This window comes from Ralstonia sp. SA306 (assembly GCF_054792405.1).
In genome coordinates, this window is the sequence record NZ_CP096451.1 from 507,396 (window position 1) to 524,260 (window position 16,865).

General features: G+C 64.1%; 16 protein-coding genes. 5 read left to right on the top strand and 11 right to left on the bottom strand.

Going from position 1 to position 16,865, the window contains the following annotated elements:
- Window positions 1-70: 70 nt before the first annotated feature.
- From M1D44_RS02405 to mutL, 3 genes are read right to left on the bottom strand one after another with little or no spacing between them, the layout of a single operon-like run.
- Window positions 71-595, bottom strand: a complete 525-nt coding sequence (locus M1D44_RS02405; protein ID WP_024974868.1) for a GNAT family N-acetyltransferase — start codon at window positions 593-595, stop codon at window positions 71-73.
- Complete coding sequence (gene miaA / locus M1D44_RS02410; RefSeq protein WP_112183789.1) at window positions 592-1,569, bottom strand: tRNA (adenosine(37)-N6)-dimethylallyltransferase MiaA; 978 nt, start codon at window positions 1,567-1,569, stop codon at window positions 592-594. Before miaA ends, M1D44_RS02405 begins: the two co-directional genes overlap by 4 nt.
- Window positions 1,570-1,572: 3 nt before the next feature.
- Window positions 1,573-3,477: a DNA mismatch repair endonuclease MutL gene (gene mutL, locus M1D44_RS02415; RefSeq protein ID WP_316853071.1), complete on the bottom strand. Its 1,905-nt coding sequence runs from the start codon at window positions 3,475-3,477 to the stop codon at window positions 1,573-1,575.
- 126 nt (window positions 3,478-3,603) lie between these two features.
- Between mutL and M1D44_RS02420 the strand changes: the two genes are divergently transcribed.
- Window positions 3,604-4,251, top strand: a complete 648-nt coding sequence (locus M1D44_RS02420; protein ID WP_037031467.1) for a VTT domain-containing protein — start codon at window positions 3,604-3,606, stop codon at window positions 4,249-4,251.
- Between the two features lie 3 nt (window positions 4,252-4,254).
- On the opposite strand, the gene M1D44_RS02425 is transcribed toward M1D44_RS02420, so the two are convergent.
- On the bottom strand, window positions 4,255-5,100 hold the full coding sequence (locus M1D44_RS02425; protein ID WP_316853072.1) for a SirB1 family protein: 846 nt from the start codon (window positions 5,098-5,100) through the stop codon (window positions 4,255-4,257).
- Window positions 5,100-6,653, bottom strand: a complete 1,554-nt coding sequence (gene murJ, locus M1D44_RS02430; protein ID WP_037031472.1) for a murein biosynthesis integral membrane protein MurJ — start codon at window positions 6,651-6,653, stop codon at window positions 5,100-5,102. Before murJ ends, M1D44_RS02425 begins: the two co-directional genes overlap by 1 nt.
- 315 nt (window positions 6,654-6,968) lie before the next feature.
- On the opposite strand from murJ, the gene rpsT reads away from it, so the two are divergent.
- Entirely contained in the window at window positions 6,969-7,235 is a 267-nt protein-coding gene (gene rpsT / locus M1D44_RS02435) for a 30S ribosomal protein S20 (protein ID WP_004631753.1), read from the top strand.
- Window positions 7,236-7,380: 145 nt separating this feature from the next.
- On the opposite strand, the gene M1D44_RS02440 is transcribed toward rpsT, so the two are convergent.
- Window positions 7,381-7,704 (bottom strand): DUF3579 domain-containing protein, encoded by a 324-nt coding sequence (locus tag M1D44_RS02440; protein WP_316684166.1) that lies wholly within the window; start codon window positions 7,702-7,704, stop codon window positions 7,381-7,383.
- A 368-nt stretch (window positions 7,705-8,072) separates the two neighbouring features.
- Here M1D44_RS02440 and argF point away from each other — a divergent pair, with 368 nt between their 5' ends.
- Window positions 8,073-8,999, top strand: coding sequence for an ornithine carbamoyltransferase (argF, locus tag M1D44_RS02445; RefSeq protein WP_024974875.1), 927 nt, complete (start codon window positions 8,073-8,075; stop codon window positions 8,997-8,999).
- 83 nt (window positions 9,000-9,082) lie between these two features.
- On the opposite strand, the gene argG is transcribed toward argF, so the two are convergent.
- The 3 genes from argG to murB all read right to left on the bottom strand — a co-directional run bounded on the left by argG (window position 9,083) and on the right by murB (window position 11,957).
- On the bottom strand, window positions 9,083-10,420 hold the full coding sequence (argG, locus tag M1D44_RS02450) for an argininosuccinate synthase (RefSeq protein ID WP_024974876.1): 1,338 nt from the start codon (window positions 10,418-10,420) through the stop codon (window positions 9,083-9,085).
- A 42-nt stretch (window positions 10,421-10,462) separates the two neighbouring features.
- Window positions 10,463-10,780 (bottom strand): pyrimidine/purine nucleoside phosphorylase, encoded by a 318-nt coding sequence (gene ppnP / locus M1D44_RS02455; RefSeq protein ID WP_024974877.1) that lies wholly within the window; start codon window positions 10,778-10,780, stop codon window positions 10,463-10,465.
- 148 nt (window positions 10,781-10,928) lie between these two features.
- Complete coding sequence (gene murB, locus M1D44_RS02460) at window positions 10,929-11,957, bottom strand: UDP-N-acetylmuramate dehydrogenase (protein WP_024974878.1); 1,029 nt, start codon at window positions 11,955-11,957, stop codon at window positions 10,929-10,931.
- A 106-nt stretch (window positions 11,958-12,063) separates the two neighbouring features.
- On the opposite strand from murB, the gene M1D44_RS02465 reads away from it, so the two are divergent.
- Window positions 12,064-12,549, top strand: a complete 486-nt coding sequence (locus tag M1D44_RS02465) for a YajQ family cyclic di-GMP-binding protein (RefSeq protein ID WP_009241389.1) — start codon at window positions 12,064-12,066, stop codon at window positions 12,547-12,549.
- Window positions 12,550-12,615: 66 nt separating this feature from the next.
- On the opposite strand, the gene M1D44_RS02470 is transcribed toward M1D44_RS02465, so the two are convergent.
- Window positions 12,616-15,003, bottom strand: coding sequence for an acylase (locus M1D44_RS02470; RefSeq protein ID WP_316853073.1), 2,388 nt, complete (start codon window positions 15,001-15,003; stop codon window positions 12,616-12,618).
- Window positions 15,004-15,163: 160 nt separating this feature from the next.
- On the opposite strand from M1D44_RS02470, the gene M1D44_RS02475 reads away from it, so the two are divergent.
- On the top strand, window positions 15,164-16,180 hold the full coding sequence (locus tag M1D44_RS02475; RefSeq protein WP_024974880.1) for a GlxA family transcriptional regulator: 1,017 nt from the start codon (window positions 15,164-15,166) through the stop codon (window positions 16,178-16,180).
- Here M1D44_RS02475 and plsY read toward each other — a convergent pair.
- On the bottom strand, window positions 16,177-16,797 hold the full coding sequence (plsY, locus tag M1D44_RS02480) for a glycerol-3-phosphate 1-O-acyltransferase PlsY (protein WP_024974881.1): 621 nt from the start codon (window positions 16,795-16,797) through the stop codon (window positions 16,177-16,179). The genes M1D44_RS02475 and plsY overlap by 4 nt on opposite strands.
- Between the last annotated feature and the right edge of the window lie 68 nt (window positions 16,798-16,865).

Genomic DNA, 16,865 nt, shown 5'->3' on the forward strand with positions numbered 1-16,865 from the left:
TTCGGAGATTCAATATGCCAAGCCTACGCTCACGGGAGTGCGCGTGGCACTCCGGAGCTTGCGGTCAAATTCAGGCTTGCGCGGCGAGGCCGGCGGGCATGTTGGTGGCGGCCAACTTCGTCAACGCGTTGCCGGTGGCGCGGCAGATGCGCCACTCTGGCAGCACATCGGCGCCCATGGCCTCGTAGAATGCGATGGACGGCGCGTTCCAGTCGAGCACGCTCCACTCGAAGCGGCCGCAGTCGCGCTCTTGTGCCAGGCGCGCGAGGTGGATCAGGAGTGCCTTGCCGATGCCCAGGCCGCGGTATTCGGGCTCGACGAACAGATCTTCCAGATACAGGCCCGGCTTGCACAGGAAAGTCGAAAAGTTATGGAAGAACAGCGCAAAGCCCACGGCCCGCCCGTCGACCTCTGCCAGCACCGCTTCGCAATACGGGCGCGGCCCGAACAGCATCGTCGCCAGCGCTTCAGGCGTGGTTTGCACGAGGTGCGTGAGCTTTTCGTACTCGGCCAGCGCAGAGATCAGGCGAACGAGCGAGGCGCAGTCGTCGGGTGTGGCAGGGCGCAGCGTGAAGCTGGTCGCTGTGGTTGTCATTGTGGTTGCGATTCCAGTGAGGTTTGGACCAGGCGCGCGACCTGGTCGACGTAATCGGGCGCGAGGCAGTCGACCACATGCCGCTCGGGCGTGCTGCGCAGCCAGGTGATCTGGCGCTTGCAGAGCTGGCGCGTGGCGGCGATGCCTTGTTCGCGCAGGGCAGCCATGTCGATTTCGCCCTCGAGGTAAGCCCACGCCTGGCGATACCCGACGCAGCGGATGGATGGCAGCGTGGGGGAAAGATCGCCACGGCGGCGCAAGCGTTCCACCTCGTCGAGCAGGCCGCCGGCGAGCATCGCATCAAAGCGCTGTGCGATGCGCGCGTGCAGCACGAGGCGGTCGGAGGGCTCCAGCGCGATCGTCAGATACGGCGCAGCTGCATCGTGCTGCTGGAACGCATTCGCGCCAACCTCGCGGGCGAGCAGGGCGGACATCGGCTGACCGGTCAGCCGATACAGTTCGAGCGCACGCTGGATGCGCTGCGCATCGGTCGCGTGCAATCGCGCAGCCGTCACCGGATCGACCAGTGCGAGCTTGGCGTGCAGCGCCGGCCAGCCGTCGCGCGCCGCTTCGGCATCGATTTCCGCGCGGATGGTCGGATCGGCGCCTGGCAAATCGGAGAGGCCTTGCGTAAGCGCCTTGTAGTACAGCATCGTGCCGCCGACGATCAGCGGCAGCCGGCCGCGTGCGCGGATGGCGTCGATCAGCGCGCTCGCATCATTGGCAAACTGCGCGGCGGAATACGCATCGAGCGGATCAATGATGTCGATCAGGTGATGCGGCGCGATGGCCTGTTCTTCGGCGCTGGGCTTGGCCGTGCCGATGTCCATGCCGCGATACACCAGCGCGGAATCCATGCTGATGATCTCCACCGGCCAGCGTTCGGCCAGCTTCAATGCGGCGGCGGTTTTGCCGGACGCGGTGGGCCCGAGCAGGCAAATCGCGCGCGGTGCGCTTGCAGCAGATGCAGTCATCGGTTATTGACCGCGCAGGAACAGGCGATCCAGGTCCGCCACGGTCAACTGGATCCACGTCGGGCGGCCGTGGTTGCACTGGTCGGCGCGTTCGGTGGCTTCCATCTGGCGCAGCAGTGCGTTCATCTCGTCCAGGTTCAGGCGGCGGTTGGCGCGCACTGCAGAGTGGCACGCCAGCGTGGCGAGCAGCTCGTTCTGGCGTTCGGCCAGCACGCGCGAGCCGCCGTAGGCCTGCAGATCGCGCAGCACGTCGCGCGCGAGCGCCTGCGCATCCGCCTTCTGCAGCAGCGTTGGCACCGATCGCACGGCCAGCGTGGTGGGCGACACGGCGGAGATATCGAAGCCGAGCAGCGTGAGCGTGTCGCGAAATTCCTCCGCGGTGCCGATCTCCACCGGGCTTGCGGCAAACGTGACCGGAATCAGCAGCGGCTGCACTTCGACGCGTTGGGTTTCCAGCGCGGTCTTGAGCTGTTCGTAGAGGATGCGCTCGTGCGCGGCATGCATGTCGACGAGCACCATGCCGCGCGTGTTCTGCGCCAGCACGTAGATGCCGTGCAACTGAGCCACGGCAAAGCCCAGCGGATAAGCATCGTCGTCATCGACCTGTGGCGCAGCGGGCGGTTCTGCAACGGCAGGCGCTTGCCCGATCGCGGTGCCGCCGTCGAATAACGTTGCGGCGCTCGGCACATCGGTCATCCACGCGGGGCGGCTGGACGGCATGGGCGCGCTATCGCCGCGCATCATTGACAGGTATTCCGCACGCGGCTGCGCAATGCCGAGCGACGTCTGCCGCGCGGCCATCTGGTTGATCCAACGCGTGGTGTTGTCGGCAGGCGAGGGCGCGGTCGCGACCCCAGCAATCTCGGGCGCATCGGCGATGTCGGTGCGCAGGCTGTCGCCCTGTTCACCGGCGTGGCGGGACAGCGCGCGTTGTACCGCGTGATAGACAAACTGGTGCACCGCGCGGCTGTCGCGAAAGCGCACCTCGATCTTGGATGGATGCACGTTCACGTCCACCGCTTCGGGCGGCAACTCCAGGCACAGCACGTAGGCGGGGAAACGGTCGCCGTGCAGCACGTCTTCATAGGCGCTGCGCACCGCGTGCGTGAGCAGGCGGTCGCGCACGAAGCGGCCGTTGACGTAGAAAAACTGATGATCCGCCCGGCCGCGCGAGGCGGTTGGCAGGCCGGCAAAGCCGAACAGGCGCAGCTCGCCGGCTGATTCTTCGAAAGGCAGGCGCGCGCGCGCGAAGTCGGCGCCAAGCACGGCCGCCGAGCGTGAATCCGCCTGCGTGGCGTTCCAATGCTCCAGCGGCTTGCCGTTGTGATGCACGGAGATGGCCACGTCGGGCCGCGCTAGCGCGGTGCGGCGGATGACCTCCATGCAGTGGCCCAGCTCGGTCTGCTCCGTCTTCAGGAATTTGCGGCGCGCCGGCGTGTTGAAGTACAGATGCTGCACATCGACCGTGGTGCCGACGCCGCCCGAAGCTGGCTGCGCCCGCCCGGTTTGCGCAATGATTTGCGTGGCGTGAGCGTCGTTCGCTGTGCGCGACGTGAGCGTCAGTTCCGCCACCGAGGCAATCGAGGCCAGCGCCTCGCCTCGAAACCCCAGCGTCGCTACAGATTCCAGCTCTTCAAGCGAGCCGATCTTGCTGGTCGCATGCCGCATCAGCGCGACGGGCAGTTCGCCCGCCGGAATGCCGCCGCCATTGTCGGTGATGGCAATGCGCCGCACGCCGCCTTCCTCCAGCTTGATCTGAAGCTGCGTGGCGCCGGCATCCAGCGCGTTTTCCAGCAGCTCCTTGACGACGGATGCCGGCCGTTCCACCACCTCGCCGGCTGCGATCTGGCTGATCAACTGGTCGGGAAGCGGGCGGATGGGGCGGCGGGAAGTCGAGGCGGAAGTCATCGCGGCATTATAAATGTCACGCCCTGTGCGGCGCACCGACGCAAGCCCGGCAAGCGCAAGGGGAAAATTAATTGACATCCGGTATCATTCTCCGCTGCTCAATCGGGGGTTGGTTTGGATATCGTGATGCAACTGGTCGACATTGTTCTGCATGTCGACAAATCGTTGGGACTGCTCATTCAGCAGTACGGCGCGTGGGTCTACGTGCTGCTGTTCGCCATCGTCTTTGCCGAGACCGGGTTGGTTGTGCTGCCCTTCCTGCCGGGCGACACGCTGCTCTTCATTGCTGGCGCGATGTGCGCCACGGGCCAGATGGACGCCTGGCTGCTCATCGTGCTGCTGGTGACTGCCGCGGTAACAGGCAATACCGTCAACTATTTTGTCGGTTCGTGGATCGGGCCCAAGGTATTCGACGGTCACATCCGATTCCTTGATCACCAAGCGCTGCTTAGGACACACGCCTTCTACGAGCGCCATGGCGGCAAAATGCTGGTGATGGCACGCTTCATTCCGGTGGTGCGCACGTTCGCGCCGTTCGTGGCCGGAGTGTCGAAGATGACGTTTGCCAAGTTCCAGCTCTTCAATATGATCGGCGCCGTGCTGTGGGTCGGCTTGTTGGTGCTGACCGGCGACCTGTTCGGCAACGTGCCCATCATCCGCGAGCATCTGAACACCATTGTGCTGATCGGTCTGGGCGCGGCGATTGTGCCGCTGATGCTGGGCGGGCTGTGGAAGTTGCTCAAGCGCCGCCGCGGCGCCGTCGCGCAGAAGTAAGCCTCAGTTCAGGTTCTTGCTCATGGCGCGCAGCGTTGGCATGCGCTCCTTGAGCTTGGCCGTATCGGCTGCATCTGGCCGCGCGTCCACGTAGGCTTCCAGGTCTTCCAGCGCGGGTCGGAAGCACTCCAGGTTGGCGTAGGCCAACCCCCGGTCGCGCACTTCCTCGATCGAATCGGGCAGCAGGATCACCAACCGCTGCTGCACCGCCAGCAGGCGCTGCCAGCGCGATTCCTGCAGATAGATCGCCTTCAGATTGCGCAGCATGCGCGCGATGATCTCGCGGTGCGTGGCCACCTGCAGGAACACCCCGAGCGGCACCGAGTTCGGGTCTTCGATGCCTTCCTTCTCCAGGTACGGGTCGAGCATGTCCTGCAATTCTTCCTTCGACAGTGTCTGCCCCGTCAGCGGATCGAGCACGACCTCGCCTGCAGGAATGCTCATGCGTACCAGGAAGTGGTTGGGAAAAGACACGCCCTTGAGGGGCAGGCCAATCTGCTGGCCGATCTCCATCAGCAGCACCGCCAACGAGATCGGAATGCCGCGCCGGCTCTGCAGCACGGTATTCAGATAGGAGTTATCGGGATCGTAGTAATCGTTTGCATTGGGCCCGAAGCCCAGCTCGCGATAGAAGAACTGATTGAGCAGGCGCAGGCGCTGGATGGCCGGCGTGCCGTCGGCGATGCGGTTTTTGATCCGCGCGACCAGCACGTCGATGGCGGCCAGCTCTGCCTGCAGGTCCAGATCCGGATACGCGTCCTGCGCAATCGACAGGGCGGTTTCTGTGAGGGGAATGCTGTCGTCGTCCGCGACCAGGGCCGAAAAATAATCGAGGACTTTAGTGGTCATCAGATGGCCTTTTTTCGGAACGTGGAAAACTTCAATCCAGTGAGCCACAGTGTACCGAAATAGACCACCGCGCACAGGACCAGACTTGCCCCCAGCAGCGCGATGCGCACGAGCGGTTTGGCGCCCAGTCCGACCCAATCAAAATTGTGGGCAAGCCACAGCAGCACGCCCGCCAGCAGCAGTACGGCTGACATCACCTGCGCGAGGAACAGCCCCCAGCCCGGCAGCGGGTGGTAATAGCCGCGCCGCCGCAGGCCAAAGAACAGCAGCGCCGCATTGATCGTCGCGCCAAAGCTGATCGACAGCGCCAGCCCCGCGTGTCCGAGAATCGGCACGAAGACATAGTTGGACAGCTGGGTCGCCACCAGCACCACCAGCGCGATCTTCACCGGCGTGCGGATGTCCTGCCGCGCATAGAAGCCTGGCGCCAGGATCTTGATGACGATCAGCCCGATCAGCCCCACGCCGTACGACGTCAGCGCCTGACGCGTCATCTCGACGTCCATGCCGGTGAATTTGCCGTAGTGGAACAGCGTGGCCGTGAGTGGTGCGCCAAACACGAACAGCCCCACTGCCGACGGCACTGCCAGCAGCACCGTCAGCCGCAGGCCCCAGTCGAGCAGCGACGAGTACTCTTCACGGTTGTTGTCGGCGCTTGCCTTCGACAGGCTTGGCAGCAGGATCGTCCCGAGCGCCACGCCCAGCAGTGCGGTCGGGAATTCCATCAGCCGGTCTGCGTAGTTCAGCCACGACACGCTGCCCGTCGGCAGGCGCGATGCAATGTTGGTGTTGATGATCAGGCTGATCTGCGCGACCGACACCGACAGCGTGGCCGGCAACATCTGCTTGAGCACGCGCCGCACGCCCGGGTGGTGCCACGCTGCTCGCACGTTGAACGACACGCGCGGCAGCATGCCCACACGGCGTAATGACGGAATCTGAATGGCCAGCTGCAGGATGCCGCCCACCACCACCGCATAGGCCTGGGCGTAGATGGGCGTTTCAAGATATGGCGCCACAAACACCGCGGCCACGATGAACGACAGGTTCAGCAGCACCGGCGTGAAAGCGGGCACCGCAAATTGCCGCCACGTATTCAGAATGCCCGACGCCAGCGCCACCAACGACACGAGCCCGATGTACGGAAACATCACGCGCGTCATGAAGATCGCCGAGATATAGGCTTGGTTCTCGTGCGCCTTGAAGCCCGTCGCGACAGCGGTGACGATCAACGGCGCGCCGATCACGCCCAGCGCCGAAATGATCACCAGGAACCACGTCATCACCGTGGCCACGGAGTCGACCAGTGCGCGTGTTTCGGCCTCCCCCTGCCGGTTCTTGAATTCGCCCAGGATCGGCACGAACGCTTGCGAGAACGCGCCCTCCGCCGAAAGACGACGCAGCAGGTTCGGGATGCGGAAGGCGACGTTGAAGGCATCGGTGTAAACCGAGGCACCGAAGGCGCGGGCGATCAGCGTCTCGCGAATGAGCCCCGTGATGCGCGAGAGCATCGTCAGGCCGCTGATCGTGGCGAGTGTTTTGAGGAGATTCAAGATGAATGCGTGGTTGGGCGCCGTCTGGGAGGCAAACACGGCGATGGCGGTCTGACCGACGGCGCCATGCGGGGTTCGCGCCCGGCGTGACAGACGTGACCGGAGGGCACAATTGCGGCCGTATTATAGGGACCGGCTCGTCATGCGCCCAAAAGTGCCGCAAAAGCCGCAAACTGCGGTCATCCGGGCGATTTCACAACAGGGTTTGCGTTGGGCGCAGAAGTCTGCGTATAATTGCCGTCTTTCACCAATTTGCGCGCTTCGGCCTTCCGTGTCTCCCGGGGCGCTTGCTACCGTTTCTTCAGGGATTTTTCCATGGCAAACACCGCACAAGCACGCAAGCGCGCACGCCAAGCCGTCGTTCAGAACGCTCACAACTCGGCTCTGCGCTCGCGTCTGCGTACTGCAATCAAGGGCGTCCGCAAGGCCGTGGCCGCTGGCGACAAGACTGCAGCCGCTGCTGCATTCAAGACCGCCCAAAGCACGATCGACAGCATCGCTGACAAGAAGATCGTCCACAAGAACAAGGCTGCACGCGCCAAGTCGCGTCTGTCCGCTGCCATCAAGGCAATGGCTGCCTAAGTTCGGGTGATGCCGGCTAGGCCGGCATGGCGCGGCACGCAATGTCGCGCTCCGACGATAAAAAAAAGCCCGTCTTTGGACGGGCTTTTTGCATTCTGCGCGCGCCCCCATGGGCGAGGCGCGGCATCGGATGGACCTGGGAAAACTAGCTTTTCGCGGGCGTGCCGCCTTCGGGCAGGATGCAGGCTTCCACGAGCTGCAGATTGTTGTCGTTCGCGAAGTTCAGCACGAAATCCAGCGCTTTGGGCTCGATGTCGCGCAGGCGCTCGTCGACGAAGACGCTGCGGATGCCGCCTGACATGACCGGGCGCACATAGGGGGAGTAGGTGAAGCGGGGGTCTCCGGTATCACCGGCGGGGCGGAACTGCGCCATCACACCGCACAGCCGATCGGCCCAGTCGCTCGGGCGGAAGGTCTTTCCGTCGCGGGTGACGCCCTGGATAAAGAATTGGCGAGGGTTGGCTGCCATGGACTGCGTGGGGCTGTGGAGATTTGCAAACGACTTCGACCGTGCGGGTGCCGCAACGTTCGAGCGGGGTGCACTTGTGGTGCGGATGATGCGCCTGCCTGGTTGCCGATTCATGAACCGGACGGACCGGCTTGTCGTACCGGTTTGCGGGCGGTCAGGGCATCCGAAGCAGCCAGTATTATATCTTATATAAGACTTTCATCGGCCTTTCACCCGAGCCTTTGTGGTAGCGGGCCCGCGGGGTGTGAAACTCGCCAAACCGGTGGCGATCCCGTATGATGGACTGAATCTTCAACAGGCAAGGCGGCTAGGGCGACGTGCAACGGGATGTTCCCGGTGCGTCATCTGCAGGCCGCCTTCGTTGTTTTATGAACCCACCAAGCTCGATCAAGCACTACCTGCAGTTCAAGGACTTTTCGCTGGAAGAGTACGAATACCTGCTGGACCGTTCCGCGATCCTCAAGGCCAAGTTCAAGAACTACGAGACGTGGCACCCGCTGCACGACCGCACGCTGGCCATGATCTTCGAGAAGAATTCCACGCGTACGCGCCTGTCGTTCGAAGCCGGCATTCACCAGCTCGGCGGCCACGCGGTCTTCCTGAACACGCGCGATTCCCAACTGGGGCGCGGTGAGCCGATTGAAGACGCCGCGCAGGTCATCTCCCGCATGACTGACATCATCATGATCCGCACCTTCGGGCAGGAGATCATCGAACGTTTTGCCGCGCATTCGCGCGTGCCGGTCATCAACGGGCTGACCAACGAATATCACCCGTGCCAGGTGCTGGCCGACATCTTCACCTTCATCGAACAGCGTGGGCCCATCAAGGGCAAGACCGTCACGTGGGTGGGCGATGCCAACAACATGGCGTACACGTGGATCCAGGCGGCTGAGATTCTCGGCTTCCGCTTCCATTTTTCTGCACCGAAGGGCTATCAGCTTGATCCGGCCATGGTGGCTGATTCCGCTTTGCCGTTCGTGCATGTGTTCGAAAGCCCGCTTGAAGCCTGCGATGGCGCGCACCTGGTGACCACCGACGTGTGGACCAGCATGGGCTACGAAGCCGAGAACGAAGCGCGCAAGAAAGCCTTCGGCGACTGGATGGTCACCGAGGCGATGATGCAGCGCGCGCAACCGGATGCGCTGTTCATGCACTGCCTGCCCGCGCACCGCGGCGAGGAAGTCGAGGCGGCCGTCATCGACGGCAAGCAGAGCGTTGTGTGGGATGAGGCGGAAAACCGCCTGCACGTGCAGAAGGCGCTGATGGAATACCTGCTCTGCGGGCGCTATTGAGCCCAGCGGCCAAGCCCGCAGCCATGAAAAAGGCCGCTCCGATTGACGTCGGAGCGGCCTTTTTGCCTTGAAGCGGCAGGCGGTTACTTCTTGCCGCCGTCGAGCTGGGGCAGTGCGTTGGCGGTACCAAGCGACAGCAGGCCGGCCTTCGAGTAGATCGACAGCTTGTCGCGCGTGTCCATCAGGTCCAGGTTGCGCATGGTCAGTTGGCCGATGCGGTCGGCGGGGCTGAACGGTGCGTCTTCAACCTTCTCCATCGACAGACGCTCAGGTGCGTAGGTCAGGTTCGGCGATTCGGTGTTCAGGATCGAGTAGTCGTTGCCGCGGCGCAGTTCCAGCGTGACGGTGCCGGTCACGGCGCGGGCCACCCAGCGCTGGGCGGTTTCGCGCAGCATGATGGCCTGCGGATCGAACCAGCGGCCCTGGTACAGCAGACGGCCCAGGCGCAGGCCGTTGATGCGGTACTGCTCGATGGTGTCTTCGTTGTGGATGCCGGTCACCAGGCGCTCGTAGGCGATGTGCAGCAGCGCCATGCCCGGGGCTTCGTAGATGCCGCGGCTCTTGGCTTCGATGATGCGGTTTTCGATCTGATCGCTCATGCCCAGGCCGTGGCGGCCGCCGATGCGATTCAGCTCCAGGAACATCTCCACCGGGTCGGCGATTTCGCGGCCGTTGACGGCGACCGGACGGCCTTCGTCGAAGGTGACCGACACTTCTTCCGCCTTGACCTCGACTTCCGGCTTCCAGAACGCCACACCCATGATCGGGTTGACGATGCGGATGCCGCTGTTCAGGTGCTCCAGGTCCTTGGCCTCATGCGTGGCGCCCAGCATGTTGCTGTCCGTCGAGTAGGCTTTTTCGGCGCTCATCTTGTAGCCGAAACCTTCCTTGGTCATGAAGGCCGACATTTCGGCGCGGCCGCCCAGCTCGTCGATGAAGGCCTGGTCCAGCCAGGGCTTGTAGATTTTCAGTGCCGGGTTGGTCAGCAGGCCGTAGCGGTAGAAGCGCTCGATGTCGTTGCCCTTGAAGGTCGAGCCGTCGCCCCAGATGTTGACGTCGTCTTCCTTCATGGCAGCGACCAGCATGGTGCCGGTTACGGCGCGGCCCAGCGGCGTGGTGTTGAAGTACGTGATGCCGCCGGTGCTGATGTGGAAGGCGCCGGCCTGGATGGCGGCAATGCCTTCATTGGCAAGTTGCGGGCGGCACTCGATCAGGCGAGCCTTCTCTGCACCGTACTCCATGGCCTTGCGCGGGATGGCATCGTAGTCTTCCTCGTCGGGCTGGCCGAGATTGGCGGTGTAGGCGTACGGCAGGGCGCCTTTGTTCTTCATCCAGCGCAGCGCGGCGCTGGTGTCGAGACCGCCGGAGAAGGCAATGCCGACCTTCTGGCCGACGGGAACGTGTTGCAGGATGGTTTCCATACTCTTTCTCTTCAGATGATCGCTGCTGGCGCTTAGGCGCGCTTAGGCATAGTGGCAGATGTAGTGGTAGGCCTCGGTCACCCGAATGTCGAACTTCGAGTTGGCCGGAACCTGGAAGCTTTCGCCGGCGCCGGACGTCTTCCACTCATCGGAGCCGTCGAGCTTGTATTCGCACGAACCGCCCACGCACTCCATGATCTCGGCTGCGGCTGTCCCGAAGGTCAGCGTGGCCGGCAGCACCACGCCCACGGACTTCTTGGTGCCGTCGGGCAGGGTAAAGCTGTGGCTGACGCACTTTCCGTCAAAGTACACATTGGCCTTGGTGGTCAGGCGGACGCCGTCAAAGGTTTCGGTGGTCATGAAATGGAGCGCGAAAAGGGAAGTCGTAGGGACAAACCAGCCATTTTAGGCTATTGGGTCGACCGCGGGTACGTCAAGCGAGCGGCAGGCCGGGTCCAGACGGACGGGATGTGGCGCAAGGCTCTCAAGAAGCCGTCCGCCGGGCTATTTACACCACCACGGGTTCGGGTTCGATGCGTACGCCAAAGCGCGTATGAACCGCGTCCTGGATCTCGCGCGCCAGCGTCATCAACTGGACCGCGCTGCCGCCGCCACGGTGCACCAGCACCAGCGCCTGCTTCTCATACACGCCCACAGCGCCGCTCTGCCGACCCTTGAAGCCGCATTGATCGATCAACCAGCCGGCGGCAAGCTTGTAGGTGCCGTTCGGCTGTGCATATCCGACCAGATTCGGGAAGCGCGCAACCAGCGCATCGCGCGTAGCGGCATCGACGATGGGGTTCTTGAAGAAGCTGCCCGCGTTGCCGATCTCCGCCGGGTCGGGTAGCTTGCGGCGGCGGATAGTGACCACCGCATCGAAGATGTCCTGCGCAGTCGGACTGGCGATGTTTTGCGCGGCCAGCTCGCGTGCGAGTTCGGCGTAGTGCGTGTCGGGCTGCCAGTCGACCGGCAGGGCGAAGGTCACCTCGGTGATGACGTAGCGATCGGCACCGGCGCGTTTGAAGACGCTGTCGCGGTAGCCAAAGGCGCAATCGGCGGCGGTAAGGGTGACGAACTCGCCGGCGTGGCGGTCGTATGCGCACAGGGAGTGGAAGCGGTCCTTGATCTCGACGCCGTATGCGCCGATGTTCTGGATGGGGGCCGCGCCCACCGTACCGGGAATCAGTGCGAGGTTTTCCAGCCCAGGCAAGCCATGGGAGACGGTGTGAGCCACCAGGCCGTGCCACGATTCGCCGCCGCCTGCGGTGACGGTGTGGACTTCGCGGCCCTCGACCGTGCTTTGGCCGGCGGCGATGCCCGGAATCTCCATCAGCAGCACGAGGCCTTCGAAATCGCGCGTGAGCACGACGTTGCTGCCGCCACCCAGCACCAGAACAGGCAGGCCCTGCACGCGCGGGTCGGCCAGCGCGGCGGGAATGTCTTCCGGCGTGCGCACGTGCGCGGCGTAGCGGGCGGTGGCCTCAAAACGGAACGTGTTGTGCTGGCCTAGGGGATAATGCGTGTCGAGCAACGCCATGGCGCCAAATCTGCTGGGAAAGCCGAGATTATAGAAGCCATGGCACACGCGGCACCCGCAGCGAGGCGCCGCAGCAACCCGAATTCAAGTCTGCAAGGAGAACACGATGCCGTCGTTTGACGTGGTATGCGAAGCCAACATGGTGGAAGTGAAGAACGCCGTGGAACAGGCCAACAAAGAGATTTCGACGCGATTCGACTTCAAGGGCTCGGACTCCCGGGTCGAGCACAAGGAGCAGGAACTGACCTTGTTTGCCGATGACGATTTCAAGATCGGCCAGGTGAACGATGTGCTGATGAACAAGCTCGCCAAGCGCAACGTCGACGTGCGCTTCCTTGACTACCAGGACAAGCAGAAAATCGGCGGCGACAAGATGAAGCAGGTCGTCAAGATCAAGAAGGGTGTCTCTGGCGACCTGGCCAAGAAGATCGTCAAGACGATCAAGGACAGCAAGATCAAGGTGCAGGCAAGCATTCAGGGCGATGCGGTGCGTGTGACCGGCGCCAAGCGGGATGACCTGCAAAGCGTGATTGCCATGCTGCGCAAGGACGTGAGCGACACGCCGCTGGATTTCAATAACTTCCGCGACTGAGCCCGTCGCGCTTCCAAGCAAAACGCCCCGCACGAGCGGGGCGTTTGCATTTGCAGCGGCAAAACCTCACTGCGACAGCTTGGTCACCTTGAGTGCAGGATCCGCGGCGATGGCGGCTTCCGAGAACGGCAGCCGGTTCCAGCGCTTGGCAGCGAACTCGCGCATCTGGTCGAACGCATGCGGCGATGCCGGATCGGTCGATTCACCGTAGGTCAGAAGCGCATCGGCCACGGGGCCCTGATCGTCGAACGTGACGGTCTGGATGTAGCTGGTGCCGAAATACACCTGCAAGCCCTTCGGCCCGATCGGCGTGCTTTGCAGCTTGTTCAGCACGCCTTCGTATTCCTCGCCGCCATGCAGGGCGATGTCGCCGCCCGGCGCGTGGGCCGCTTGGACAGTGCCCAGCGGCGCATCCAGCGCAAAGCCGGCGGTGCGGACGGCGCCCACGGCATCTTTCAACGTTTTGAACACGGCCGTGCGCACGGTTGCATCGCTCATGCGCAGGTTGCGCGGTGTGTGGATCGGATCAGCCGGGTTGAAGTCGACCGCGTAGACATGGGGGATGTCCTTGGCGCGCATCCAGAACTCGCGGAACAGGTGCGCGGCGCGGGCGTCGACGTTGTCCGTGAGGTTCCATTGCGCGAGGGCAGCGCAGCCGTCGCGCACATCGGCATCGAGGTTGGCCGTGGCCTTGCAGGCGGCCAGTAGATCGTCGCGCACGAGGTGGCCGGCGAGGTTGGCATCGCGGAAGATCATCGCCTGCAGGTTCGGCAGGTTGACCTTGTTGCCGGGCAGCCCGTCGGTGCCGGCGAGGCGGCGCTCGATCTCGATCAGGCCGATGCGGGTGCGCAGGCGTTGCGGCACGTCGGTCGAGCCCATCACCGGCGAGAAGCCCGTCAGCTTCTGCGCCGGATTGCTTAGCCACGAGCTGTCGTTGCTGTTCGCGACGTAGTCATCGCGCTCCAGCACCGGCATGCGTGCGGGGGCCACCAAGCCTGGCACCGGCGACGCCGGATCGACCCGCCAGTTGCACGCACTGCGTGAGCCATCGAGCAGCACCAAGCCCACGCCCTTGAAGAGCTTGTCGGCCAGCGGAGAGGGCGCACAACGCTTGAGCGCTTCAGCCGACACATCCGGCGTGGTTGAAACGTCGGCAAACAGCGCACGGCCGTTGCGGTCGGTGGCAATGGTGTTCACCCAGGGGATGCCGAGGTTGCTGATGGCCTGCCGGATGCCCGCCACGTCCTTGGCCTGCGCGATATGCAGCCACGTATCGATGGAGCGCGTGTTGTTGCGATTGACGTCGCGTAGCGTGTAGGCCTTCTGTGTGGTCCACGGCATGCCGCCGGCCGGCATCGACAGCACCGGCCCGTACACCGTGTTGTAGAAGGTGTGGGTGCGATGCTCGATGCGGCCGTCCGGCAGCTTCACGTCAAAGGCCACGGTGCGCGTGGTCATCTTGTGCGGCTTGCCGTCGATCAGGTAGGTGGTCGGATCGCCCTCGGCAAGCTTCAGTTCGAACAGCGTGAAGCGGCGGCCGGTGGAAACGGTGTGCGTCCATGCCACGTCTTTGTTGAAGCCGATGCTGACGACGGGGAACGCGGCAATCGACGCGCCCATCACGTCCAGCTTGCCCGGCACGGTCAGGTGGACCTGGTAGAAGCGGTTGGTGGTCGTCCACGGGAAGTGCGGGTTGCCGAGCAGCACACCCCGACCGTTATCGGTGGCGGCCTTGCCGAAGGCCCAGCCGTTGGAGCCGATCGGCATGTCGCGCAGTTGCAGGTCGCGGTCGAGTGTAGCGGTGTCGACGGCATGCGGTGGAACGACCGCTGAGGCAGGCGCGCCGCCCGGCGGCTGCGCGGCGACGATGCTCGCCAGCATGGCGCCCGCGCTGGCCTGGATGGCCTTCTCTTCGCCCATCAGCATCATGTCGGCCACTGTAAGCGGGCGCACCCATTCCGCATTGCGGCAGGCTGCCGGGCGGTTCGCGGCCGGCGTGTCTTTCAGATAGCGGTTGTAGCCCGCGATGTAGCCGCGCAGCAGCTCGCGCGCTTCAGGCGACATCTGTGCATAGCCAGCGCGCAGGCCAGCTTCATCAAACGCACTCTTGAAGAAAGCGTCGGCTTGCGTGTTGGGCACCGGCTTGAACGACACCACGACGGTGCCGTCCGGCCCGAATGTCTTCGAGCGCTCGCCGTTGACGGTGACGACCTGGTCGGCGAGCAGGCACACGTTGTCCTGCGCATAGGCATAGGCCATCCCGAAGCCGAGGCTGGCGTAGTCGTTGGCCCGGATGTGCGGAATGCCGAAGCGGGTGCGGCTGATTTCGGCCGAAAGGCCGGTGTCCGAAGGCGTGGCCCAGCCGCTGTCTGTGCTGGCGCAGCCGGCCAGCGCCGCAAGCGCGGCCGTGACAAGCGTGGCGCGCAATGCGAATCCCTGCATGAATCGCTGCATCGTGCGTTGTCTCCTGATGTCGGTGTTGTTATGGGCGGTTGCGTCTGCGCGCAGCCGTCGCCGCATCGTCAATCGGGCCAGTCCTATTCGAAAGAGGTATTCCCGCCAAAGTTGGGGTCGATATCGCCACGCGGATTGCAGCCCGCGCCTATACTCGCGCATGCCCAGAATCGACCTGCTGACCTATCCCGACGTCGCCTTTTCCACGTTGGCGACCGCTGCCGACACGCTTGGCGTGGCCAATGCGCTGGCCTCCATGCAGGCGGGCAAGCGGGCCGATGCCGCCAAGACGCCGGTGTTCGGCTGGCGACTCATTGCGCGGGACCCGTCGCGTTGGCAGGCTGCGGCAGAAACGCTCGCGTGCCCTTGTGACGCACTACCGGAAGACGACACGCAGCTCGGTGATGCGTTGATCGTCCCCCCGCTGCATTTCGACCACATCGGCACGCTGGAGCAGCGTCTGGCCTTGCTGGAAGTGGAACGCGCCACGATCCGCCGTTATCTGGATGCAGGACGGCTGGTGGCGTCATCCTTCACAGGTGTGGCGATGCTGGCCGACGTGCTGCCCGCCGGCCAACGGTTGACGGTGACATGGCTCATCGCAGGTTGGGTGCAGGGCTACTTTCCGCATTTGAAAGCCGCGCCGGCGCAGGCCATCGTCAGCAGCGGCAACGTCATCACCGCGCGGGCGATGGAGCATGGCGTTGCGCTCATGCACCGCGTGGTCGCACGCCTGGCTGATGCGCGGCTCGCGCGCACGCTGGGCAATACGGTGCTCGACCACCCCTCACGCGGCGAGGCCATCGGCATCTGGCTGCGCAGCAAACCAGCCATCCGCGACAGCGTCGTGCTGCGCGCACGGCGTTATCTGCAGCAGCATCTGCACGAACCGTTTGATCTCGGAAGACTTGCTGCCGTCGCCTCAACCAGCGAGCGGACGCTGCTGCGGCATTTCACGAAAACGGTGGGGATGTCGCCGCTGCAATTGCTGCACCGGCTGCGCGTGGAACGCGCGTGCCACCTGCTGGAAGTCAGCACGCTGAGCCTGACGACGATTGCCGAGCAGTGCGGCTATCAGGACATGTCCGCCTTCCGACGGTTGATCCGGCGGCACACGGGCCGACCGCCAGGCGAACATCGGCGCGCGCATTCGGTGCGCGCCGAGTTGCGCAATTAAGCGGCTTTTTTCTTCTCGCCGATGCGGCTTTCCTTGCCGGCCAGCAGCTTGGCGATATTGGCGCGGTGGCGCGCGATGAGCAGCACCGCCATCAGCCCAACCGCACCGGCAATCCAGTCGAAGCCGTTCATCAGCACGTAGAAGAACGGTGCGAACACCGCCGACACCAGCGCCGCCAGCGACGAGTAGCGGAAGAACACGGCGATGATGAGCCACGTAGCCAGCGTTGCCAGCCCAAGCCACACGTTCAGCGCCAGGAGAATGCCCGCCGCCGTGGCGACGCCCTTGCCGCCCGCAAAGCGATGGAACACCGGATACAGGTGACCCAGGAACACGGCGATCACCACCAGCGCGATGCCGGTCTCATCTACGCCAAAGCGCGGCGCCAGGAATAGCGCCAGCCACACCGCCAGCCAGCCCTTGGCCGCATCACCGAGCAGCGTGAGGATGGCCGCCTTCTTGTTGCCCGAGCGCAGCACGTTGGTGGCGCCGGGGTTGCCCGAGCCGTAGGTGCGCGGGTCCGCCAGACCCATCGCGCGGCTGACCACCACGGCAAACGAAATCGAGCCGATCAGGTAGGCGGCTACGGCAAAAATGACGGTTGCGACTGGTGACATATGGAATGTGAGAAATCAGGCTGCGGGATTGTAGCGTGGTCGCAAGCGTGCCCCAGCGGCGGCGTTCG